This is a genomic window from Acinetobacter sp. Lyrl_1 (assembly GCF_051948795.1).
Classification (GTDB): domain Bacteria; phylum Pseudomonadota; class Gammaproteobacteria; order Pseudomonadales; family Moraxellaceae; genus Acinetobacter; species Acinetobacter towneri.
The window spans coordinates 99,403-121,903 of record NZ_JAYJLK010000002.1; the positions used below are offsets into that span (position 1 = coordinate 99,403).

16 protein-coding genes and 3 tRNA genes are annotated in these 22,501 nt (G+C 42.8%); 9 read left to right on the forward strand and 10 right to left on the reverse strand.

Annotation, left to right across the window (positions count from 1 at the left end):
- Positions 1–106 precede the first annotated feature (106 nt).
- The 3 genes from VF675_RS01445 to glyQ all read right to left on the reverse strand — a co-directional run bounded on the left by VF675_RS01445 (position 107) and on the right by glyQ (position 3,854).
- Positions 107–727: a hypothetical protein gene (locus tag VF675_RS01445; protein ID WP_440204643.1), complete on the reverse strand. Its 621-nt coding sequence runs from the start codon at positions 725–727 to the stop codon at positions 107–109.
- 71 nt (positions 728–798) lie between these two features.
- The gene (gene glyS, locus VF675_RS01450; RefSeq protein WP_440204644.1) at positions 799–2,868 is read right to left on the reverse strand and encodes a glycine--tRNA ligase subunit beta; all 2,070 of its coding nucleotides are present in this window, start codon (positions 2,866–2,868) and stop codon (positions 799–801) included.
- Positions 2,868–3,854 carry a glycine--tRNA ligase subunit alpha gene (glyQ, locus tag VF675_RS01455; RefSeq protein ID WP_004976017.1) on the reverse strand — a complete coding sequence of 329 codons (987 nt, stop codon included), beginning with the start codon at positions 3,852–3,854 and terminating at the stop codon, positions 2,868–2,870. The genes glyS and glyQ overlap by 1 nt, the downstream gene beginning before the upstream one ends.
- A 202-nt stretch (positions 3,855–4,056) precedes the next feature.
- Between glyQ and VF675_RS01460 the strand changes: the two genes are divergently transcribed.
- Entirely contained in the window at positions 4,057–5,160 is a 1,104-nt protein-coding gene (locus VF675_RS01460; protein WP_004976020.1) for an HPP family protein, read from the forward strand.
- 238 nt (positions 5,161–5,398) lie between these two features.
- Here VF675_RS01460 and VF675_RS01465 read toward each other — a convergent pair whose 3' ends face one another.
- Positions 5,399–5,665 (reverse strand): PspC domain-containing protein, encoded by a 267-nt coding sequence (locus tag VF675_RS01465; RefSeq protein ID WP_004976022.1) that lies wholly within the window; start codon positions 5,663–5,665, stop codon positions 5,399–5,401.
- A gap of 363 nt (positions 5,666–6,028) precedes the next feature.
- Here VF675_RS01465 and VF675_RS01470 point away from each other — a divergent pair, with 363 nt between their 5' ends.
- The gene (locus VF675_RS01470; RefSeq protein ID WP_218618907.1) at positions 6,029–6,556 is read left to right on the forward strand and encodes a hypothetical protein; all 528 of its coding nucleotides are present in this window, start codon (positions 6,029–6,031) and stop codon (positions 6,554–6,556) included.
- A gap of 261 nt (positions 6,557–6,817) precedes the next feature.
- Here VF675_RS01470 and VF675_RS01475 read toward each other — a convergent pair.
- The 5 genes from VF675_RS01475 to VF675_RS01495 form a co-directional block, all read right to left on the reverse strand.
- Positions 6,818–6,893 (reverse strand) — tRNA-Lys (locus VF675_RS01475).
- 52 nt (positions 6,894–6,945) lie between these two features.
- A tRNA-Lys gene (locus tag VF675_RS01480) sits at positions 6,946–7,021 on the reverse strand.
- Positions 7,022–7,042: 21 nt separating this feature from the next.
- Positions 7,043–7,118: transfer RNA gene (locus VF675_RS01485), tRNA-Lys, on the reverse strand.
- A 194-nt stretch (positions 7,119–7,312) separates the two neighbouring features.
- Complete coding sequence (locus VF675_RS01490; RefSeq protein ID WP_131261071.1) at positions 7,313–9,154, reverse strand: long-chain-acyl-CoA synthetase; 1,842 nt, start codon at positions 9,152–9,154, stop codon at positions 7,313–7,315.
- A gap of 258 nt (positions 9,155–9,412) precedes the next feature.
- On the reverse strand, positions 9,413–12,844 hold the full coding sequence (locus tag VF675_RS01495; protein WP_440204645.1) for an Rne/Rng family ribonuclease: 3,432 nt from the start codon (positions 12,842–12,844) through the stop codon (positions 9,413–9,415).
- A gap of 762 nt (positions 12,845–13,606) precedes the next feature.
- Here VF675_RS01495 and VF675_RS01500 point away from each other — a divergent pair.
- The 7 genes from VF675_RS01500 to VF675_RS01530 all read left to right on the forward strand — a co-directional run bounded on the left by VF675_RS01500 (position 13,607) and on the right by VF675_RS01530 (position 21,637).
- The gene (locus VF675_RS01500; RefSeq protein ID WP_136144183.1) at positions 13,607–14,569 is read left to right on the forward strand and encodes an RluA family pseudouridine synthase; all 963 of its coding nucleotides are present in this window, start codon (positions 13,607–13,609) and stop codon (positions 14,567–14,569) included.
- Positions 14,570–14,922: 353 nt separating this feature from the next.
- Entirely contained in the window at positions 14,923–15,591 is a 669-nt protein-coding gene (locus VF675_RS01505; protein ID WP_207973883.1) for an HAD-IA family hydrolase, read from the forward strand.
- Positions 15,592–16,020: 429 nt separating this feature from the next.
- Positions 16,021–16,818 carry a 2-keto-4-pentenoate hydratase gene (locus VF675_RS01510; RefSeq protein ID WP_004976036.1) on the forward strand — a complete coding sequence of 266 codons (798 nt, stop codon included), beginning with the start codon at positions 16,021–16,023 and terminating at the stop codon, positions 16,816–16,818.
- Positions 16,819–16,843: 25 nt separating this feature from the next.
- The gene (locus tag VF675_RS01515) at positions 16,844–17,740 is read left to right on the forward strand and encodes an acetaldehyde dehydrogenase (acetylating) (protein WP_096901306.1); all 897 of its coding nucleotides are present in this window, start codon (positions 16,844–16,846) and stop codon (positions 17,738–17,740) included.
- Positions 17,741–17,751: 11 nt separating this feature from the next.
- Positions 17,752–18,771 carry a 4-hydroxy-2-oxovalerate aldolase gene (gene dmpG / locus VF675_RS01520; protein ID WP_440204646.1) on the forward strand — a complete coding sequence of 340 codons (1,020 nt, stop codon included), beginning with the start codon at positions 17,752–17,754 and terminating at the stop codon, positions 18,769–18,771.
- Between the two features lie 427 nt (positions 18,772–19,198).
- Entirely contained in the window at positions 19,199–20,497 is a 1,299-nt protein-coding gene (locus tag VF675_RS01525) for an OprD family outer membrane porin (protein WP_178318624.1), read from the forward strand.
- 279 nt (positions 20,498–20,776) lie between these two features.
- A complete protein-coding gene (locus VF675_RS01530; RefSeq protein ID WP_004976044.1) occupies positions 20,777–21,637 on the forward strand; it encodes an alpha/beta fold hydrolase in 861 nt (286 codons plus the stop codon).
- 65 nt (positions 21,638–21,702) lie between these two features.
- Here VF675_RS01530 and VF675_RS01535 read toward each other — a convergent pair whose 3' ends face one another.
- Positions 21,703–22,380 carry a DUF1345 domain-containing protein gene (locus tag VF675_RS01535; RefSeq protein WP_096901303.1) on the reverse strand — a complete coding sequence of 226 codons (678 nt, stop codon included), beginning with the start codon at positions 22,378–22,380 and terminating at the stop codon, positions 21,703–21,705.
- Between the last annotated feature and the right edge of the window lie 121 nt (positions 22,381–22,501).

Below are 22,501 nucleotides of genomic sequence, written 5' to 3' on the forward strand. Positions count from 1 at the left end.
TTCTTCTTCAACGTCATTGGTAGAAATTGAGGTCGCAGCTAAATATCCTTCATTTGCCCAACTGGAATTACTGACTGCTTGGAAAAAGCTACTTCTAATATTTGAGTTATTTAGTTCTTTTTACCTCGAATGACCAAAGGCGAACATTCTGACCTGAACCATGTTTAACGCAGGACTTCACTAGTTCATGCCACTTTTTATCAATAGGCTGTATAGCAACAATATCAGGGTGTAACCATTGATTACCATTTTGTCCTCGATTATTTGAAGACTTTTTTTCATCAATTCTCAGGCTATAGAGGTTTAGCTCTTTAGACAAATATTCGATGAGAATAGGGTATAAGTCGTACTCTGAAAATATTTTTTCTTGAATTGGTGGTGGATTATTGTCTTCTGCATCAATAATTAATGAATTATGGAAGTCAATTCCTGTTGTTGGTGAAAGATTTGAAGGGGGGTCATACCAATATTGGCGTGGACGTGGTCTTTCTTGATATTTTACACAAGGATTATTTTGAATTAAGTCTGGGAAAATACTATATAACTCTCGAATAACTTGTTGTTTAAAAGCACCCTCATTGTTTTCAAATTTAATATTATTTCTTTTCTCGATATAATCTTGAGGATATGTAGCAATTAATTTATCAGCAATAAATCTAGCTGTAAATTTTTGATTAGGATTAGATTTTAAAAATTCTAATGCTTTTTGAGCTTGTGATAATTTCATACTTTTGAGAAAAATAAAAAACCCCACTAACTTATAGCGGGGTTTCTTTTAATTTACAAGCAATTAAGACTTTAGTGCTGCAACACACTTACATCTGCAACACGTGTAAATAAATCACGTAATTGCGCGAGTAAACGTAAGCGGTTGGCTTTCAACTCAGCATCATCAGCCATCACCATGACACTGTCAAAGAAGGCATCAATAGGCGCACGTAATGCAGCCAATTGAGAGAGTGCAGTGGTGTAGTCTTTTGCTGCCAATAATGGCTCAACCACAGGTGTGATTTTTGCAAGTTCAGCGAATAATGCTTTTTCTGCATCTTCCACCAAGTTTGCTTCAATGACGCTTCCTTCAGGTGCGGTTTCTTTGGCTAAAATGTTGGCAACACGCTTATTTGCAGCAGCCAATGCAGCCGCTTCAGGCAAGGCACGGAAGTGATTTACTGCATTCACACGCTTATCAAAATCTAGTGGAGATTTTGGTGATAAAGCTTGAACGGCTTGAATCACATCTACCGCAACGCCTTGGTCTTCGTATTTCGCACGGTAACGACCTTCAAGGAATGCAACAGCATCCGCTAACGTCTTGTCGTGGTCTTTCAATACATCGCCATAAGCTGCCAAAGCAAGCTTGATCAGTTCTTCAATTGAAACATCAAGATTATTTTCAGTCACTAAACGCAAAATACCAATCGCAGAACGACGCAATGCAAATGGGTCTTTAGAACCTGTCGGCGCTTGACCAATACCAAAAATACCTGTGAGCGTGTCTAAACGGTCTGCAAGGGCAATGGTCGTGCCTGTTTTGGTTTGTGGAAGCACATCACCCGCAAATTTAGGTAAGTATTGTTCACCTAAAGCTTCTGCAACTTCGTCATTTTCACCTTCAAGACGTGCGTAGTAAGTACCCGCGATGCCTTGAAGTTCTGGGAATTCACCTACTAACTCAGAAGTTAAGTCGCATTTTGCAAGCAGGGCAGCTTTTTCAGCATCTTCAGCTTTTGCACCCGTAATCGGAGCAAGTGCGACAGCTAGTTTAGCAATACGTTCAGACTTGTTCCACAAAGTACCCAGTTGTGCCTGGAATACCATGTTGGCCAGTTTCTCTTTACGAGAAGCTAATGGCTGTTTCTGGTCTTGCAGGAAGAAGAACTCAGCATCTGACAGACGTGGACGAACCACTTTCTCATTACCTTCAATAATTTGAGTCGGATCTTTAGACTCAATGTTTGAAACGGTAATGAAGTAAGGCTGTAATTTGTTTTCAGCATTCACCAGACAGAAATACTTCTGGTTATCCTGCATGGTAGTGATCAGGGCTTCTTGAGGAACGGCAAGGAAGCGTTCTTCAAAGCTGGCACGTAAAGCTACCGGCCATTCAACCAGTGCAGTGACTTCGTCACGTAGATCCGCAGGAACAATTGCAATCGCATTCACTTCATCCGCTAATGCTTTTACTTGCTGATCAATGATCGCTTGACGCTCTTCAAACGACGCCACAACGTAAGCAGCTTTTAACTTCGCTAGATATTCATCGGCATGCGTTAAAGTGATAGCTTCAGGTGCATGGAAACGATGTCCATAAGTGACATTACCTGCCTGATGGTCTTGAATCGTTGCTTCAATTACTTGATGATCTTTAAGTAAAACGACCCATTTTACTGGGCGCACAAATTCAGTACGGCTTGCAGCAGAACGCATACGTTTTGCAATTGGCAGGTTGTCCAATGCTGTTTGTAAAATGTGTGGCAATAACGCATCAAGGCTTTGACCTTTCACGTCTTTTAAGTAGCACACTTTTTCAACTTTACCTGCTTGGAATGTAGAGACTTGATCTACCGTAATGCCTTGACCGCGCATAAAGCCTTCAAGGGCTTTGGTTGGTTTGCCTTCGGCATCGTAAGCAGCTTGAACAGCAGGGCCGTCAAAGCGTTTTTGTGTGTCTGCTTGTGCGGCATCGACATTAGCAATTTTAAGTGCCAAGCGACGTGGTGCTGCATAGGCTTCAATTGCATCAAAAGCCAAGCCTGCATCTTTCAAACCTTTTTCAGTTTCTGCAAGTAGTGCATCACGTAAGGTTTTTAAGCTTTTCGGTGGGAGTTCTTCGCAACCGAGTTCAAATAAAACTGTATGTTTAGACATTATTTGCTTTCCTCAGTATTTTGCGCTTTGGCTTCCGCTTCAACCTGTGCTTTTAATTGTGCCAAGACTTCATCGCGTAAATGCGGTTCAGCCATTGGGAAGCCTAATTTTGCACGTGCAGCCACATAACTTTGTGCAATAGAACGTGCCAAAGTACGAACACGTAAAATATAACGCTGACGTTCAGTCACAGAAATTGCACCGCGCGCATCCAACAGGTTAAAGCAGTGAGATGCTTTAATCACTTGCTCATAAGCAGGTAATGGTAATTCTGCTGCAATTAAACGGCTCGCTTCTACTTCATAGAAGTCAAACAGTTCAAACATTTTTTCTACAGGTGCGTATTCAAAGTTATAGGTCGATTGTTCAACTTCGTTTTGATGGAACACATCGCCATACGTCACAGTACCAAACTGTCCTTTAGTCCAAACCAAGTCGTAAACTGAGTCTACACCTTGCAGGTACATTGCCAAACGCTCAAGACCATAAGTGATTTCGCCTGTTACAGGGTAGCATTCAACTCCACCCACTTGCTGGAAGTAAGTGAATTGCGTCACTTCCATACCGTTTAACCATACTTCCCAACCTAGGCCCCACGCGCCAAGTGTTGGAGATTCCCAGTTATCTTCCACAAAGCGAATGTCATGCACCAATGGGTCAATTCCAATCGCTTTTAAAGAATCTAAATACAACTGCTGGATGTTGTCTGGGTTTGGTTTCAGCACCACCTGAAATTGATAGTAGTGTTGTAAGCGGTTCGGGTTTTCGCCATAACGACCATCTTTAGGACGACGAGATGGTTGTACATACGCCGCGTTCCATGTTTCTGGACCTAAAGCACGTAGGAAAGTGGCAGTGTGGAATGTCCCTGCACCCATTTCCATATCGTAAGGTTGTAAAACGACGCAGCCCTGCTCCGCCCAGTAGTTTTGTAAGGCAAGAATTAAGCCTTGAAAGGTATCAATATGCGATATGGCGCGACTCATGGTCATCCACTTAAAATTAGAGAAAAATTGTGCTCAATTATAAGGATTTTGCGGGGTGCTGGCAAAGGTTAAAGCACAACTAGCGGTTGGTTGTTTGGGGTTTTACAAATTCACTGATAAATGAAAGATATAAAACAAATACATCATTACTAAATGATTGCCTTATAATCTTGTCCAATTGTCACCACTGGATTGCCTGCCCGTGTTTCATTCACAACTTGATTGGCTGAATACGCTGAAACCCAATTTTAAAGTATTGCCGTTAAAAGAACGCCTACTTTGTGGTTTGGGCGCATTATTGGGTTTGGCATTATCTTCCCTGATCAGTTGGTGGGTGTTGGGCGATATTAACGCATGGTATATCGCGCCAATGGGTGCATCTTCGGTATTGTTGTTTGCTGTGCCTGCCAGTCCTTTGGCGCAGCCGTGGAATATTGTAGTTGGGAACAGTATTGCAGCAATTATGGGCGTGAGCTGTGCTTTATATATTCCAAATTTAACCGAAGCCTTTAGTGTGGCTGTGGCTTTATCTATTTTCTTGATGATGACCACCGATTCGCTGCATCCACCGAGTGGAGCAGTGGCCATTACCGCAGTGCTTGGCGGAGATGCCGTGCGTGAGCTGGGTTATCACTTCATCTTTTATCCTGTGCTGCTTAATTCAGTTTTGCTGATGATGATTGCAATCGTATTTAACCGCATGATTGGCAAGCCTTATCCTCAAACGCCACAGTTGAATCAACGTACCCAAGACCCAACGCCTACTCAAAAAGCCACTATTCAGCCGCAAGATATTCAAGATGTTTTAGATGCACAAACCCAGTTGCTAGATATTAGTGAATACGACTTACAAAAAATCATTTTAGAAGCGCAGCACAAAGCCAGTGAACGACAAACTCAAGCACTGACTTGTGCAGATATTATGAGTAAAGATGTAGTCAGTTTGCACCAAGATGATGATATTCACAGTGCTTTAGAAAAATTCAAACACATGAATTTAATGAGTTTACCTGTCATTGATACTGAACAACATTTGGTCGGAACTTTGGCGCTGTATGAAGTGGTGGAATGGTTTAAACACGCAACAGATTTTCCGTATAGCTGGAAACATCAGGTGAAACATATCATGTTGCGCCAAGTGGTCACGGTGCAACCGCAACAAAGTATTCAAGACCTTGTGCCGTACTTTGTCGAGCGTTCTTTTAACTATATTCCTGTGGTAGAACAGCAGCGTTTGGTGGGGATTATTAGCCGTGCCGACATGATTGCCGTCTTGAATCAACAGCTTGCTGTAAAGACGAATTGATTGACTCACATTGTCGATGCGAATTCAACACGCTTCAATTCTGAAAACACTGAACTGTTATGACACTCTGAAATATGGTGCAGGTTGAAAGGCAAAAAAAAGCTACGATGCTTGGGGGAGCAATCGTAGCGAAAAAGAAGAAAGTTGTGTGAATAGGGTGGTGTCTACGAGTGAATCGGTAAACGATTCAAGCCTATGAATCTTTAAATATGGTCAGTCTTTCAAATTTCAATACCGTTTATCGGTCTTGATCAGGATTGACTGTGCGCACAGGTCTTGTGTAGCCCTGAGTATAGTTTGCTGTATTCGACTGGTTTTGTTTAGGAATCACCAACCACAACACCAAATACACCAAAATGCCAGGAAAGGCAGCGCTCATCACGGAAACAATCACAAAAATTAAGCGCAGTAAATTTGCGTTCCAACCAAAACGTTCAGCAATACCACCCATAACCCCAGCAATCATATTTGAGCGGTTTGAGCGATATAAACCAACATTGGCCATCTAATTCTCCTTAAGAGATCTAAAATTCAAAATAAATACAGGCTGATGTTTAGCTTCACAGCACATCATCTATATATAAAATAAAAATGGTGATGCACTTGGGTTTTTAAAGGGCGGTAAGCAAGGCAATTAGTAAAGTTATGTAACATTTGGTGTTGCTTAAACCAGCATCCACCTAAAATATCCTAAAGAAGCGATGGGCAGAGTAAGCGCTTGACCACAAAGGATTGAGGAAAAGCATGGCTTACATCGAGCTGCCTATTCAGTGGTTTGAATAGGACTGAGTATTCAGTCTGGTCACTCTATATGAGGGATAGTGTGTCAGCTAAATCAAATATTTGCGCAGTTTCAATATGGAGTGCAGTGGCATTGCTTGGATGCGATGATTCACAACTTGAGCAAGCTGCCGTGCAAAAATATACAGAACAGGCAGAAACCAAAAGACTGACTGAGGTGGCAGGGCAGGCAACCGCACCCATACAAACGGCTGCAACGGAACATCATATTCCCGAGAATCATCTAACTTATGTGGGACGCTATACCATTCAGATTAGCTGTGAAGATAAGTTTGTTATGTGCGAACGCGGAACAGTCGATTATATTCTGACCTTATTGCCTGATGGGACAGCGCATCGTATTTTTGTCAATGCGGGGCAAATCAGTTACGACAATGAAAAAAAATACCGCAAAGACTTATGGTTCTATGATGAAGACGCGCATCAAATTGTGGTGGCACGCGCCTCTGGGGTGAACTTTTACTATAATGTTGATCAAGATCATAATTTAATTATGGATAAAAACAAAATTGCGATTGCGACAGAAAATAATCGTGAATACTTTAAAACCAATCCCTTACCTTCGCAAAATTATCATTTAATCAGAGCAAGTTAATTATTCGCTCATTCAATTCTTAGCCCATTCGTGAAAAACTTTTGGGCTTTTGTTTTTTTACATCAAGTTTTTATTTGGGATGTGTAAAGTATGATTTATCAATGATGGCACATCGTCTACAACTGAATTGAGCAAGGTGTAGTGGATAAAAGTGTTAGTCAAACAGGGCAGAATACGGGAATTCTATAGTAAATTACGAAACTGCACGATCCACAGAACAGTGCTGTGATGACTGGTAATTTAAAGATTTTTTAGAAGGAATGGTGGGTCGTCCGCGATTCGAACGCGGGACCAACGGATTAAAAGTCCGCTGCTCTACCGACTGAGCTAACGACCCAGAGGAGTAAAAATGACGATGATCATTTTTAAAGTATCAACCTTGAAGAAGATGGTGGGTCGTCCGCGATTCGAACGCGGGACCAACGGATTAAAAGTCCGCTGCTCTACCGACTGAGCTAACGACCCATCTAAGGTTGATCAAGGAAATGGTGGGTCGTCCGCGATTCGAACGCGGGACCAACGGATTAAAAGTCCGCTGCTCTACCGACTGAGCTAACGACCCTGAACCAGCAATCAAGCAGGCTTGATTGTGAAGTGCAAGAAAAACCAGAGGGTTTTAAGCACCACTTCGTTTGATGGAGCGTATTGTAGCAAGATATGAAGCGAGCGCAAGTAAAAAATAAAAAAGTTGCCTATGTTTGATTATAAATGCAACAAATTTGTCGTATCTAATCAAAAAATAGGCAACATAGTGGCTTAGAAGCGATATTGATACTGTTGAATATTGTCGTAAATTTCTTGGGTCAGCTCGCAATAAGCAGATTGGTTTGGCAATAACACCAGAATTTTTTCATCACACTGTTTTAAATCAAAACCTTGAGTTTTCAGGGTGTTCTTCTGATATTTAAATGTACCTGTGGTTTGCATTTGCTTTTGAATGCGTAAAAAAACGGGTACTGCATAAGCGGGCATTGCTTTTTTAAACTCCACCAGCATTTGACGCAAGTCTTGTTCATCTAACTGGCAGCCTTCGTTTAAGGTAATAGCAGCCATACCTGCACGACCATTGGTATGTGGGATTTCAACGCCATACACGACAGCTTCAGCAATTTTTTCATAGTCACTGACAATGTTTTCTACTTCTGTGGTGGATACGTTCTCACCTTTCCAGCGGAAGGTATCACCTAAACGATCAACAAACTGGGCGTGACGGAAGCCAATGTCGCGGACTAAATCGCCCGTGTTAAAATAGGCATCGCCTTGTTTAAACACGTTTTGCATCATCACCGCCTTGTTTTTTTCAGGGTCGGTGTAGCCATCAAACGGTGAGCGACGGGTGATTTTTCCAATCAATAAGCCGACTTCGCCTTTTTTGACTTTCATGCATTTGCCTTTGGCATCGCGTACGGGTTCATTTTTTTCTTTATCAAACTGAATGACCGCATAAGGTGTCGGTGAAAAACCAACCGTGTTGTCAAAGTTAAACACATTGCTAAAGCCGACGTTGCCTTCGCTAGACGCATACAGTTCCAGAATTTCCTGAACGCCAAAGCGTGTTTTGAATTTGCTCCAAATATTAGGACGCATGCCATTGCCAATCATTTTGGTCACACGATGCCCACGCTCTAAATCAGAAGCAGGCGCATCCATTAAATAACGGCACAATTCGCCCACATAGCCAATCGCAGAGGCATTGAATTTGTGTACATCTTGCCAGAAGCATGAAGTGGAGTATTTTCTACGGATGGCAAAGGTGGCACTGCCTGCAATTACGCCACACCAGCACACCACAATACCTGTGGCATGGTACAGCGGCAGAGTGCAGTACATCACATCATCCTGATTTAAACCCAAGACATGACCATAGGTACCATAAGCCAACGTCCAACGGCTATTGGTGAAAATCACCGCTTTAGGCAAGCCTGTTGTACCTGAGGTATAGATATAAAACAGCCCATCTTTGCCCTGTACCGACTGTGTGGTGGCAGGATTAAAGCTTGGGAATGATGCAATGCATTGCGCTAAATTTTGAAAACCTTCAGGCGCAGTGCCGGCATCGGTACGGGTATTTTGATCTGCAAACCAATACAGACGATTTTCTGCAAGCTCAAGTTCTTGGCGAATATCGGCAATGGCTTGGCGACATTCTTCCCCCACAATCACGGCAATTGGTTTGACTAAATTGATGCTGTGCGCCAAAACTTTGGCGACTTGTGCGGTATTGACCAAAGCCGCGATAACGCCAATTTTTGCCAAGCCAATGACACTGGCAATTAATTCAGGGCGATTTTCCAACATCACCGCAATGACATCACCTTTGCGTGCGCCAATGCTTAAATAGTAATGTGCAATTTGGTTAGCCCATGCGTTGAGCTGCAAATAGCTGTACTGCTGATCTTCAAACATCAAGGCACAACCATGCGGGTTACGATGCACGGCTTTTTCAAACGCAAGACCTAAGCCTGCAGGCGTATTGGGTGTGCGTAAATAGGCTTGCTTTAACCCTGTGATCAGGTGGGGCACTTTAGTCATAAACTGCGGAATTTTTGCCGCAACATCCGTTAAGCCAATTAAATCGCTTTTTGTCATCTGGTACATAAGAATCCTGTTTTTGTCATCATCCGTTGCATCTGCAAAGCATCGCGTCTTATTGTTTTGTAATCCCTTAGTCCTAGTGCAATCAACCTAATTTTTAGCTTTGACTGATGTTTTTATAAAAGCTGTTAAAAATCAAAAACACCTAACACCAAATTAACTTGCTTAAATTTAAGTCACCACTGCATTTGCTCTAAAGTAGCAAAAAAAATCCAGCCATTAAAATGACTGGATTTTTTTATTCCGCTGCAAAAGTGCGAATTACGACTCAGTTGGCGGAGTTACTTTTTTAGGTGGACGGCCACGTGGACGACGCGGACGCGCAGTTTTCTCTTTCTCTGCTTTGTCCTGTTCAGATTCAGCAGTTTCGACTGGGTCGTCTACAGCCAATTCCGCTTGTACAGGTGCGACCACTTCAACGGCAGTTTCTTCTTGCGCTGCTGCAGTTTCAGTGACAGCTTGTGCAAGGTCGTCTTGCGCGTTCAACTCAGGCTGAGTAGCTTCAGTTGTAGCCACTGCTTCAGGGTTTACTTCTGTAGTTGCTTCGACTTCAGTGCTTACTGTTGCAGACGTTTCTACCGTAGAACTTGCTTCTACAGATCCTTCTGTAGCTGCCACAACTTCAGTCGTTGGCTCTGCTGCAGGTGTGCTTTCCGCTTCAGCTTTTTCTACTGCCTGTGCTTGCTTGGCTTGTTCCAATGCTTGCTCAGCAGCTTGTTTGGCTAAACGACGACGCTCACGCGGATCGTTGGCAACACGCTTATCTGACACTGGTTTTGGTGGTGTTAGGTCTAACACAGGTGCAGGCTCAGCTTCAGGAGCAGCTTTGGCAACTTCCACATCACGAGTGACAGGTTTTTTCTCTGCCACAGGCGCAGTGCTAACAAGGCTTGCAGCATACTCGTCAGTGAACTTCTGCAAAGCACGATTGAACGTTGGAATTAAACCAAACTGTTCAATCAGAACTGAACAATCTTCGCCATAGACGTGGCGAATCAGGCTACCAATGCTGTATTGCGCTAAAGTTGGCACCTGTGAAGGTGTTAACTTTGGTGCAGTTACTTGCTGCGCTTGACCTTCACGTTGCTGACGACGACGCTGACGCGGGTCATTGCTGGCACGTTTTGCAGGCGCAGTCGGTTGTGCTTGAGCTTCCGCAGGTGCAGCTGTTTCTTCTGCAACAACGGTTGCAGCTTCTACCACTGCAACAGCTTGAGTTGGTTCAGTAACCGTTTCAAGCATAGTTGCTTCTACTGCTGTCACTGGTTCAGCCGCTACTGGCGCAGCATTCAATGCCACAATTTCAGTTTGAGCTTGATCGACATTCACTACCAAAGCCGTCGTGTTGAACTCTTGACGCGGTGCATCAATTAAGTCCACTTTTGGCTGATTAGAAGCCACTGCGGTAGGTGCTTGCTCATTCAATACGCTTGGGTCGCGGTGACGATTTGGGCGTTCTGGACGAGGCTGGTTACGACGGTCACGACGTGGCACGGCATTTTGCTGCTCATTGTTATTTTGAGCTTCTTGCTGCTGCGGTGCTTGGTCATTGCTGTGCTGACGACGAGAATTGCGTTTGTTTTCACGCGCTTCCTGACGTTGCTCCTGACGCGACATCTGAACCACTTCTTCATGCACTTGATGTTGTTGATTGTCGTGCTGAGTTTGTGGCTCACGTTGCTCTTTGTGCTTGTTGTTATTGTTGTTGCTATGACGCGGCTTTTTGTTGTTGTGACGCGGAGCAGGTTTGTCTTCACGTTCAGCAGATTTCTCTGCAGAGTCACGTTCAGTTTTTTGTGCCACTGTCGATGGTGTAAGGTATACATTTTGACTGCTTGCAGCAGGGGCAGCAGATGCAGTTGCAATTTGACCAAACTGACCACGGCTCACGGCACCGCTATTTACCATTTGCTCAATGGCTGCCGCCGCATTGTTGGCACTACGTGCTTGATCAATGGTGCTGGCTTGCTTTTGAACAAACAGGTTTTCTAACCATGCACATGGGCTTGCAGCTGTTGTGGCTGCCGCAGGTGCAAGCTGCTGTTGTGCAGATGCTTTATTTTGCTGTGCTGCTTGTGGTTTTCTTGCAGAAGTTTTTTCTGCCGCAGGTGCAGCAGCGTGGCTGTGCGATTGATCGGCTTCTTCTAAATGCCATTCAGAAGATTCATAACCCAACTCTTTTTCGCTTGAACGAGTTGCTTCAGTACGTTCATAGCTGGTTGGTGCAAAGCCTTCAGGATTATACGAAATTTCGTAATGCGGGGTTTCTAAGTGTGGGTGAGGTAATACAGTCACACGCACATTTGAAGTTTGCTCAAGGTAAACCAGACTGTGACGTTTTTCATTCAGTAAGAATGCTGCAATTTCAACAGGTACTTCGACTTGAACTTCACCATGACGTTCACGCAGGGCAATTTCTTCCACTTTACGCATAATTGAAAGTGAAAGAGAGCGTAGGTCACGTACCATGCCTGTACCGTGACAGCGTGGGCAAACGTAACCAGTCGCTTCTTCAAGTGATGGACGTAAGCGCTGACGGCTCATTTCCATTAAACCAAAACGTGATAATTGACCAAATTGAATACGTGCGCGGTCACTTTGTGTTGCTTCACGAAGTTTGGCTTCAACCATACGTTGGTTGCGGTCTTTGGTCATGTCGATAAAGTCGATGACCACCAAACCACCGATGTCGCGTAAACGCAATTGACGCGCAATTTCTTCGGCAGCTTCAAGGTTGGTATTAAGCGCAGTATCTTCAACATCTTGACCACGGGTAGACTTAGCCGAGTTGATGTCGATTGAAACTAATGCTTCAGTTTGGTCAATGACAATTGAGCCGCCTGAAGGCAATTTAACTTCACGCTCATAAGCTGTTTGAATTTGGCTTTCGATACCAAAATGCGCGAATAGCGGCTCATTTAAAGTATAGGTTTTTAGCTTGTCTAACTGACGTGGCATCACGGCTTTTACGAAGTTATAGGCTTCGTTATAAGCTTGTTCTGAGTCAATTAAAATTTCGGCAACATCATCACGTAAGTAGTCACGAATCGCACGTGTCACCACACCTGCTTCTTGGTGTACCAACATTGGCGATGGGCCAGAGCTTGCGGTGTTTTGAATTTGCGCCCAAAGGTCAAGCAAGTGTTGTAAATCAAGCTGTAATTCTTCTTGTGAACGACCAATGCCCGCAGTACGTACAATCACGCTCATGCCGCGTGGCACGTTTAAAGATGCCAACATTTCTTTGAGTTCTTCACGCACAGAACCTGAAATTTGACGACTGATACCGCCACCTTTCGGGTTATTTGGCATAAGCACTAAATAACGACCAGCCAAAGAAATGAAGGTAGAGAGCGCAGCACCTTTGTTGCCACGTTCTTCTTTTTCTACCTGTACCAAAAGCTCAGTGCCTTCAGTGATCAGTTCACGAATATTAGAAGTTTGGCGAGGGTCGGCTTTGTAATAAGAGTTTGCGATTTCACGCATCGACAGGAAGCCTTGGCGACCTGCACCGTATTCAACAAATACGGCTTCTAAAGAAGGTTCTACACGGGTCACATGACCTTTGTAGATATTCGATTTTTTTTGTTCACGGGTACGATTTTCTAAATCGAAATCGTAAAGACGCTGACCAGTGACAAGTGCAACGCGAATTTCTTCGGCATGTGTTGCATTAATCAACATACGTTTCATGGGTGTAACACCTAATAGTGATACACAGCAAAAAATCGCTAGACACGTAGCGAACATCAAGCATCACGGATCAACTGCTCAGATCTCAAAAAAACCAATTGTGGTCTGAGCTTTTTTTACCGGCCTTTTTGTGTGGGGCTGCGGTGTATGATTCACGTATTGATGATGGCAATACGGCTTTAACCTTTAAACGGATAAAGTCACCTGATCGCTTCACTGGCGGACGAGCGGTGTATTGGATGTGTGTAACTTTCACTGTCACATTGCTCGAAGATCATCTCTTCTTTCATAGATAGAGTGTCTTGATACGGAATTATCGTCGTATCTTTACAAATTGTGCAGATCCAATACATCAAACGCTTTAGCCTGAAGTGGTTTTCAGGGTGCGACTAATCTGATGTGTATCAGTTTACGTTTAAAAACCAACTGGAGTTGGCGACATATTTTTTCAGGCAAACTGATTTATGTACCTGAGGTACAATTAAACGCAACAGTTTGCTTTTTTGCCGATATAATAAGCCTTCGGCGTCGGCATAATTCTTTTGGGACCTGCTCGTATGTAGTGGGATGTTGGTTGATTGCTCTATTTCAGAAAAACCTGAAAAGATTCAACGTGAACCCACTGACGATGGTTTCCGTGCGCTGACTATATCAAACCTTGCATCATCTGCCTATGGGCTAAGCTTATGTTTCTTGTGTAAAGCATAGCCTAAATGATCAGTTTTTAATCAATTTTAGTATTTTATTAGGTCTCTTAACTGTATGAATTCTACCCAACAATGGCAAAGTGTCACTTGGTTTGAAGTGGATGAGCATCAAGCGGGTCAACGCATCGATAATTTTTTGTTTAGTCGTTTAAAAGGGGTGCCTAAAAGTCGCATCTATCGTTTGATTCGTGAAGGGCAGGTGCGGGTCAATAAAAAGCGCATTAAAGCAGAAACCAAACTGAATATTGGCGATCAAATTCGTGTGGCGCCGATTCGCTATGAACAAAAAGACGACAGTGCTGCTCCAATTTCAGACAAGGTGGCACAGGGTTTATTGAGCCGTGTGGTTTATGAAGATGAAGGCTTGATGGTGGTGAATAAACCTTCGGGCATTGCAGTCCATGGCGGCAGTGGCGTTGCCTACGGGTTGATTGAAGGCTTACGTGCTGCGACAGGTAAAAAATATTTGGAATTGATTCACCGTATTGACCGTGATACTTCAGGCTTGGTGATGATTTCCAAAAAACGCAGTACCTTAAAAACCCTGCAAGATTTATTGCGCGAACATAAAATCCAAAAAACTTATGCTGCCATTGTCAAAGGGCAGGTGAGTTTGGATAAACAATTGATTGATGCGCCGTTACATCGTTATGAATTGGCGAATGGCGAACGTCGTGTACGTGTGTCTAAAGAAGGTAAAGAATCTAAAACCCAGTGGAATGTGGCAGAGCGTTTTATGCATGCAAGCTTGGTATATGCTTCGCCATTGTCTGGACGTACCCATCAAATTCGTGTGCATGGTTTAAGTATTGGGCATCCGCTAGTAGGTGATGATAAATATGGTCATCAAACTGAATATCGGGGTCCTGCGCCACGTCGTTTGTGCTTACATGCCATGCGTTTGGAAATTCCAGGCTATCCTGTGATTGAAGCGCCTTTACCTGAAGATATGCAGAGTTTGGTGGCGCAGTTGAGAGCGCAAAAGGCGGATAAGCCGACGGCGCCACCTGAGTTTTAATTTTTGTAACTCTCTGTTGTGCGATAGCAGCTTGCTTCTTTTTAAAGATGAGGAACATTGTTTCGCAACAAGGAGATGAGGTTTTTAGGGGTAATTCACAGCCACATTTTATAGTTTTTAATTTAAATTTTTGGTGTATAGGCTATGCCTTACTTTTCAAAGATGAAAAGTAACAAAAAACTTTTGTTTCGCTGATGGAACATCTCTGTGCCACAGCGAAACGGCGACATCCATGTCGCCCTTCGCGTATCGAATATTTGTTGTGATATATGTGCTGATTCTTGGTCGTTTATCCTTTTGAGTTAAGGTAAAGCGAGGGAATTTAAAAGCCGAATCAAATTTAGGAACCTAATATGAATAAACCTGTAGAACTCATCATTTTTGATTGGGATGGCACCTTATTTAATTCCGTCGGTCAAATTGTGGCGAGTTTGCAGTTCGCAGCACAACAATTTCAGCAACCCCTGACCGATGCTGCGGCTAAAAGTATTATTGGTTTGGGTTTGCCTGAAGTGGCACAGCGTTTATTTCCTGAAGTGCCAGAGCTGCATCAAGCGATTTTGCAGTGCTATTCAGAACACTATGTCGAACACTCAAAAACCGATGCTTGGTTTGAGGGTGTGGCAGATATGCTCGATGAGTTGTCAGGTTTGGGACTGAAATTGGCAGTGGCAACAGGCAAAAGCCGTAAAGGTTTAGACCGAGTGTTGGCGCAAACCAAAAGTCAGGATTTGTTTGTGGCGACACGTGCTGCAAGTGAAACCAAATCTAAACCTGATCCTTTAATGTTGCAGGAAATTTTGAGCAGTACCGATGTGCAGGTCGGGCAAGCGATTATGGTGGGTGATACTTCTTACGATTTGGAAATGGCACAAAACATTGCCATGCCGCGTGTAGGCGTGAGTTATGGCGTGCATAGTGTAGAGGTGTTGCAGCGTTATCAGCCTTTAACCATTGCAGATGATGTGCCGAGTTTGCATGATTTTTTAGTGCAGCAATATCGTTTACGTCAGGCGAGTTAAACCCAGTAAAACAATTTAGATGAATTTGAAATTAGAGTAACTTGAAAAATTTCAGGTTGCTCTTTTTTTATGTACTTTTGGGAGCGTCATAAAAAGGCTTAGCTTTTAGTCTAAAGTTAGGATTAAGACATTTTAAGATTGCTGCGAATTGCCGAGTCAATGACTCGGAAAATAATGTCATAGCCTACAGACAACTGTTTTGCTTGCTTTTTATAAAAATAGATTAATAGCTAATAGCTATTGAAAAAAAGAAAATAAGTATTGGCATAAACCCGCCATTTTTCCGATTCTTAATCAGTTTACATACCTCTGAGCTGGATAGCTTGTCCTGAGAATGGACAAGATCGGGGTCATCATCCCTATTTTCTATTATTACCTTTCCAACATCTCGGGGTATATGCCCAATTTTTGCAGTTTAAGGAAACATTGATGTCGAATTCTGCTGTTGTTGAATCAGTTGCGCAAGCATTACGTACTGCCGAACTCTCTCAAACTGCGATTGCGCCAATCCGCCCAGAACTTGGTGGTGAAAGTGCTGACGTAGATATTGCCTATGCCGTTCAAGAAGTGAATACCGAACGTGCCTTAAAAGAAGGTCGTCGTTTGGTGGGGCGTAAAATTGGTTTGACCTCTAAAGTGGTTCAAGCACAACTGGGTGTAGATCAGCCTGACTTTGGCATGTTGTTTGCCGATATGGCTTATGGTGATGGTGAAGCGATTCCTGCAGGTTTGCTGATTCAGCCAAAAGTAGAAGCAGAAATTGCATTGGTGATTAACCAAGATCTAACCAAAGAAAAACACACGTATGCGGATATTATCAGCGCGACTGAATATGCCTTGCCTGCCATTGAAGTGGTCGATAGCCGTATTGAAAACTGGAAAATTAGTTTGATTGATACCGTGGCCGATAACGCATCTTCTGCTGCATTCGTTCTAGGTTCAAAACCAGTCAAGCTAGAAAATCTGGATTTGGTGAACTGCAAAATGGTGATGACCCGTGGTGAAGAAGTAGTTTCTCAAGGCGTGGGTAAAGCTTGTTTAGCAAATCCATTAAACGCTGCCGTGTGGTTAGCCGATGAAATGGTGCGCCGTGGTCGTCCATTGTTAAAAGGCGACATCATCTTAACTGGTGCTTTAGGTCCTATGGTTGTTGCACAGCCAGGTGAAGAATTTAAAGTCGAAATTGAAGGCTTTGGTTCAGTGACAGCTGCGTTTGCTGCGGAATAAATCGAGATTCTAAGAGAGTACATGCATGAAAAAGATTAAATGTGCAATGATTGGTCCAGGTAATATTGGTACAGATTTGCTTTATAAATTACAACGCAGTGAATGGTTAGAGCCTGTGTGGATGGTGGGAATTGACCCAACATCTGAAGGTCTAGCTCGTGCGGCAAAAATGGGTTTAAAAACCACAAGTGACGGTGTAGATGGTCTTCTTCCTCACGTACTTGAAGATGACATTAAAATTGCTTTTGATGCAACTTCCGCTTATGTGCATGCAGAAAACAGTCGCAAACTGAATGAACTTGGCGTGTTGATGATTGACTTAACGCCTGCAGCAATTGGCCCATTCTGCGTACCACCAGTGAACCTTGAAGCGTTGCTACAAGCGGGCGAAGTGCCAAACGTCAACATGGTGACTTGTGGTGGTCAGGCAACAATTCCTATGGTGGCTGCAGTTTCTCGTGTTCAACCTGTGGAATACGGTGAAATTATTGCAACGGTATCGACTAAATCTGTGGGACCGGGTACACGTAAAAACATTGATGAATTTACCCGTACAACTGCAGGCGCGATTGAAGAAGTTGGCGGTGCAAAACAAGGTAAAGCCATCATCATCATTAACCCAGCTGAGCCACCATTAATGATGCGTGATACCGTTCACTGCTTGGTGGAAGGTGAGCCAGATCAGGCAGCGATTACAGCATCTGTGCATGCCATGATCAAAGAAGTGCAAAAATATGTACCGGGTTACAAACTTGTAAACGGCCCTGTTTTTGATGGCAACCGTGTTTCAATTTTCTTGGAAGTTGAAGGTTTGGGTGATTACTTGCCTAAATATGCAGGTAACCTAGACATTATGACTGCAGCGGCTGCACGTACTGCAGAAATGTTTGCAGAACACGTTTTCAAAACTGCTGAAGCTTAAGGAATACCAAAATGTCTAAGATTATTATTAATGATATGACTTTACGTGATGGTATGCACCCAATGCGCCATCAAACCATGCCAGAGCAAATGGTTGCGATTGCCACTGCTTTGGATGATGCAGGTGTGCCTTTAATTGAAGTCACACACGGTGATGGCTTAGGTGGTAACTCTGTGAACTATGGTTTTGCAGCCGCTACTGATGAAGAATATCTGAAAGCAGTGATTCCAAACCTGAAACAGGCAAAAGTTTCTGCACTATTACTGCCAGGTATTGGAACAGTTGATCATCTGAAAATGGCGCATGATGTAGGCGTGGCAACCATTCGTGTGGCGACACATTCGACTGAAGCAGACGTTTCTGAACAGCACATTACTGCAGCACGTAAACTGGGTATGGACACTGTGGGCTTCTTGATGATGGCGCACATGGCTTCTCCAGAAAAATTGCTCGAAGAAGCACAAAAAATGGTGTCTTACGGTGCAAACTGTATCTATGTAACAGATTCTGCAGGCTATATGTTGCCTCAAGATGTGACTGATCGCGTAGGTATTTTACGTGCCAACCTCGCCTCAGACATCGAAATTGGTTTCCATGGTCACCATAACTTGGGCATGGGCGTTGCGAACTCTGTATCGGCTGTGACCGCAGGTGCAACCCGTGTTGACTTGGCTTCGGCTGGTTTAGGTGCAGGCGCAGGTAATACACCACTTGAATTGTTTGTAGCGGTCGCAAACCGTATGCAAATGGAAACAGGTGTGGACTTGTTTAAAGTGCAGGATATTGCTGAAGACTTGATCATTCCAATGATGACGCATCAAATTCGTGCAGACCGTGATGCAGCAACTTTAGGTTATGCAGGTGTTTACTCATCGTTCCTATTGTTCGCAAAACGTGCCGAAGCAAAATATGGAGTATCTGCGCGTGAAATTCTACTTGAGCTTGGTCGTCGCGGTACGGTGGGCGGTCAGGAAGATATGATTGAAGACTTGGCATTGACTATGTCTAAAGCACGTGAAATGCAAGCCTAAGTTTTTAATATAAAGCAGGCTTGAATTAAGCACTCCAAATGCGTTTGGGGTGCTTTTTTTATGCTGTGAAAGATGTAAAACGTGCTGAATTTTGTGCTAATTAAAATGTTTTTCTTATAAGTTAGGTTTATAGAAAATAACGCTAACACATGGGTTTAAAGTTAAAAAAGATTAATCCTTCACATGATGCAAAAAATAACAGCGTTTTTCACCTAAATTAAGCAGTGAATTCAAATAAAAATTCATTTAGTGAGGATTTTGAGCTTAATTTTTTATCGTTAAAAAGAATTAAAAAACTTGGAAAAAAGCTGCTCGATACAGAAAGTGCTGAATTTGTAGAAAAGCTTAATACTGTGGTCGGATTTTTTTCATGACAAGAGTTTTGCATGATGCCCAGATTCGCTTATTGGATGAATAGGAAAAACGCATGCATCGTCACAATTTATGGATAGCACTTTTTGCTGCGACAGCAACTTTAGGGACAACTGCAACTCAGGCAGATTTTATTGACGACAGCAATGTTCAACTTAAATTTAAGAATTTTTATTTAGATCGTCAAATTAAAGACAACCCTGCGGGGAACTTTGGTTCATGGTCACAAGCAGTCACCTTGGATGCTAAATCGGGTTATCACGATTTAGGCGTAATTCAGGTGGGTGCTGATCTTCTGGTTCAACACGCAGTAAAACTCAATGGTCGTGATAAAAATGCAGACTGGGTTTTGCCGCATGATGGTAAAGAGTCAAAAGATCATTTTGGTAAGGTCGGTGCAACTCTAAAAGTTAAATTTTCTGAAACTGAATTAAAAGTAGGTGACTTATTACCAATGTCACCTGTGGTGTTTTTTGACCCATCGCGTCAATTGTTAACGACTTATAGCGGTGCATGGTTAGAATCAAAGGATTTAAAAGATACTAAATTAACTTTGGCTTATTTAGACGGTATTAATGCACGTTATGATAACCAATACCAAGATTTTACGTTGTTCCCTCAAAATAATTTTTCTGCTGCTGAAGCGAATAAATTAAGCACAGACGATGGCATGTATCTTGTGGGAGTAGATCATCAATTTACCCCTAAAGTAGGTGGAAGTTATTGGTATGCGGATGTAACCAACATCTATCAACAACATTATGTCGCTGCAAACTATAAAACGACTTTGGCTGAAAAAACTAAGCTGGATACCCATGTACGCTATTTTGACAACAGCGAATCGGGTGACAAGCTGTATGGCAATATTGACAGCCAGGCCGTGTCTGCGGGTGCAAAAATCAACAATGGGATGCACACTGTACAGTTAGGTTATCAACAAATGTTTGGTGAGCACGGTACAAAAGCCCCAATGTTCCCGACCTTGGGCGGGTGGGTGCCGCAGCCTTACTTAGACAACTGGTCTGTGGCGAGCTTCATTCGTAAAGATGAGCGTTCTTGGAGTTTGGGTTATACCTATAATTTTGCCGATGTGGGTGTATCTGGTTTAACAGCGACAGTACGTCATTTTCGCGGTGATAATATAGATGGTACTTACCATAAGTTAACCAACAATGCTGGTCAGTCGCTTAAAGAGGGTAAAGAAAACGAAACGAATGTAATCGTAAATTATGTTGTGCCTGAAGGTAAACTTAAAGGACTTGGTTTTCAGTACATGTTCATCGATACCAACTTTAACTTTGCGAATGACTTAGAAGAACACCGTATCGCCACGACTTACACTTATAAATTCTAAAGCTAGATAAAAATCAGAGCGGCTTTTTATAGTCGCTCTTTTTTTAATATTTACTGAATAAATACCTTATATAAATTAAGACTTTTATTTTATTAAAGTTATAAAATTCAAAGAGTTGTTTAATCGTTTTTTTATGGGTTGTGATCGTAAATTTGTATCAGTTGATGCTGTGTGAACAGGTAATATAAGCCTGTAAAAAGTAATGTTGAATGAGTCCACTTGACGTCAAATTCTATACCTAGAGCCAAACGCAAGCTAAAGACTGTACGAGGAGTATATATGAGCACTGTTCAAATCCCTGACTATACAACAGATCCATTCTTTGGCTTAGAAGATAAATGGATTGAAACAGCAGAAGGCGAATTAACGCATTATCACGAAGTGGGTGAAGGTACACCTATTCTATTTTTACACGGTTCAGGTACAGGCGTATCGGCTGCTGCAAACTGGTGGTTAAACTTGCCACAAATTGGTGAGCAAGCACGTTGTATCGCCATTGATACCATTGGCTATGGTCAAACTGTGGTTGCACCAGGAACACAATATGGCATCCGTGCATGGGTCGATCATGCTGTGCGTACTTTAGATGCCTTAGGCATTGAAAAAACTTGGTTGGTGGGTAACTCGTTGGGTGGCTGGTTGGCATTCCAGTTGGCATTGGACTACCCAGAGCGTGTTCTTGGTATTATCTCGATGGGTACAGGCGGTGCAAAACAGACTGCAGCCCTCAAAGCGCATGCAAATCCTGTATTGACTGAAGAAGGCATTAAAAAGACGCTTTCAATGTTCGTGGTAAATAAAGACTTGATTACAGATGAGTTGGTCAAAGTCCGTTTTGCTTCTGCAAAAAATGACTATGCTTCAGACCGTTTAATGGATGTTGTGGGCGCGCGTGACCGTGACCGTTTCGAGTTCCCACTCGACTTTGACAAAATGAAAGACATCACTGTGCCTGTATTGCTGATTCACGGTACACAAGATGTGGTGATTCCAGTATCGCGTACATGGGATATTTTAAATATTGTGCCACATGCCGATGCACACATTTTCAGCCAATGTGGTCACTGGTCACAGGTTGAAAAAGCGGAAGAATTTAACACTGTGATTAAAAACTACTTAACTGCACGTGGCGTAAATTAAGCGCAGTGAGGTAAAAAAGGATGGCAATTTGCCATCCTTTTTTATGGATGTTTTATGTACCCAATTTAGTGCTGAATAAAGCTCGCGACCAAGTTAATGCAAATTGCCAAAATAGTGGTATTAAAGCTATAAGCCAAAATAATATGTAGCGTGTTCAGTACCCGCATGGGTTGTGAGCTAATCGAGACATCGGCGGTTTGTGCAGATGTACCAATCACATAGCTGAAATATAAAAAGTCAGGATAGGTTGGATGCGACGTCTTGGGAAAATCCAAACCACCTTCTTGCTGCTGTTGCAGTGCCAAATAATAGTCATGCGCATAGTGAATCGCAAAAATGGTGTGCATAAAAAACCAAGCACATAAAATAGTGGTAATGGATAAAATAAAATGTCCCATGCGCACAAACTCACTTTGTGCAAATAAATTCACCTCGACAATGATCGCAATAAAGCACATCACTAAGGTTAGAAATACCAAGAATAAAATCAGCCATTTGCTGGCATCTTGTTGTTGGGCACGTTGTAAAATATGTGCATGATCGCTGTGCCACAAACTGCGCATGGTTAAAACCAAATAGCAGGAAATCGCGATATTCCAGCTAATCAATAAACAGCTTGACCATGACCATGCAGTGAGGGTCTGAAAAATAGCATACAGCACAATGGTAATCACAAAACTGATAAAAAAATAAGGACGATATTGAATCCCTGTTTTCATTCTGCTGAAGGGTGTTTTTATCATTCTTGATCCTTTCTGGATGTGCAATCTAAAGGTGTTACTGCCTGTTATCATCGGCTTAATTTTAGAAAATAGCGATGGGGTGCCTATTTTAACTTATTAGACTTAAGTTGTAATTTGCAGG

Coding starts and splice junctions, on each gene's coding strand:
- VF675_RS01465 (WP_004976022.1), bottom strand. CDS start 5,665: ATGGCCAATGTTGGTTTATATCGCTCAAACCGCTCAAATATGATTGCT.
- VF675_RS01490 (WP_131261071.1), bottom strand. CDS start 9,154: ATGTACCAGATGACAAAAAGCGATTTAATTGGCTTAACGGATGTTGCG.
- VF675_RS01510 (WP_004976036.1), top strand. CDS start 16,021: ATGTCGAATTCTGCTGTTGTTGAATCAGTTGCGCAAGCATTACGTACT.
- VF675_RS01515 (WP_096901306.1), top strand. CDS start 16,844: ATGAAAAAGATTAAATGTGCAATGATTGGTCCAGGTAATATTGGTACA.
- dmpG (WP_440204646.1), top strand. CDS start 17,752: ATGTCTAAGATTATTATTAATGATATGACTTTACGTGATGGTATGCAC.
- VF675_RS01495 (WP_440204645.1), bottom strand. CDS start 12,844: ATGAAACGTATGTTGATTAATGCAACACATGCCGAAGAAATTCGCGTT.
- VF675_RS01535 (WP_096901303.1), bottom strand. CDS start 22,380: ATGATAAAAACACCCTTCAGCAGAATGAAAACAGGGATTCAATATCGT.
- glyQ (WP_004976017.1), bottom strand. CDS start 3,854: ATGAGTCGCGCCATATCGCATATTGATACCTTTCAAGGCTTAATTCTT.
- VF675_RS01525 (WP_178318624.1), top strand. CDS start 19,199: ATGCATCGTCACAATTTATGGATAGCACTTTTTGCTGCGACAGCAACT.
- VF675_RS01505 (WP_207973883.1), top strand. CDS start 14,923: ATGAATAAACCTGTAGAACTCATCATTTTTGATTGGGATGGCACCTTA.
- VF675_RS01445 (WP_440204643.1), bottom strand. CDS start 727: ATGAAATTATCACAAGCTCAAAAAGCATTAGAATTTTTAAAATCTAAT.
- glyS (WP_440204644.1), bottom strand. CDS start 2,868: ATGTCTAAACATACAGTTTTATTTGAACTCGGTTGCGAAGAACTCCCA.
- VF675_RS01530 (WP_004976044.1), top strand. CDS start 20,777: ATGAGCACTGTTCAAATCCCTGACTATACAACAGATCCATTCTTTGGC.
- VF675_RS01500 (WP_136144183.1), top strand. CDS start 13,607: ATGAATTCTACCCAACAATGGCAAAGTGTCACTTGGTTTGAAGTGGAT.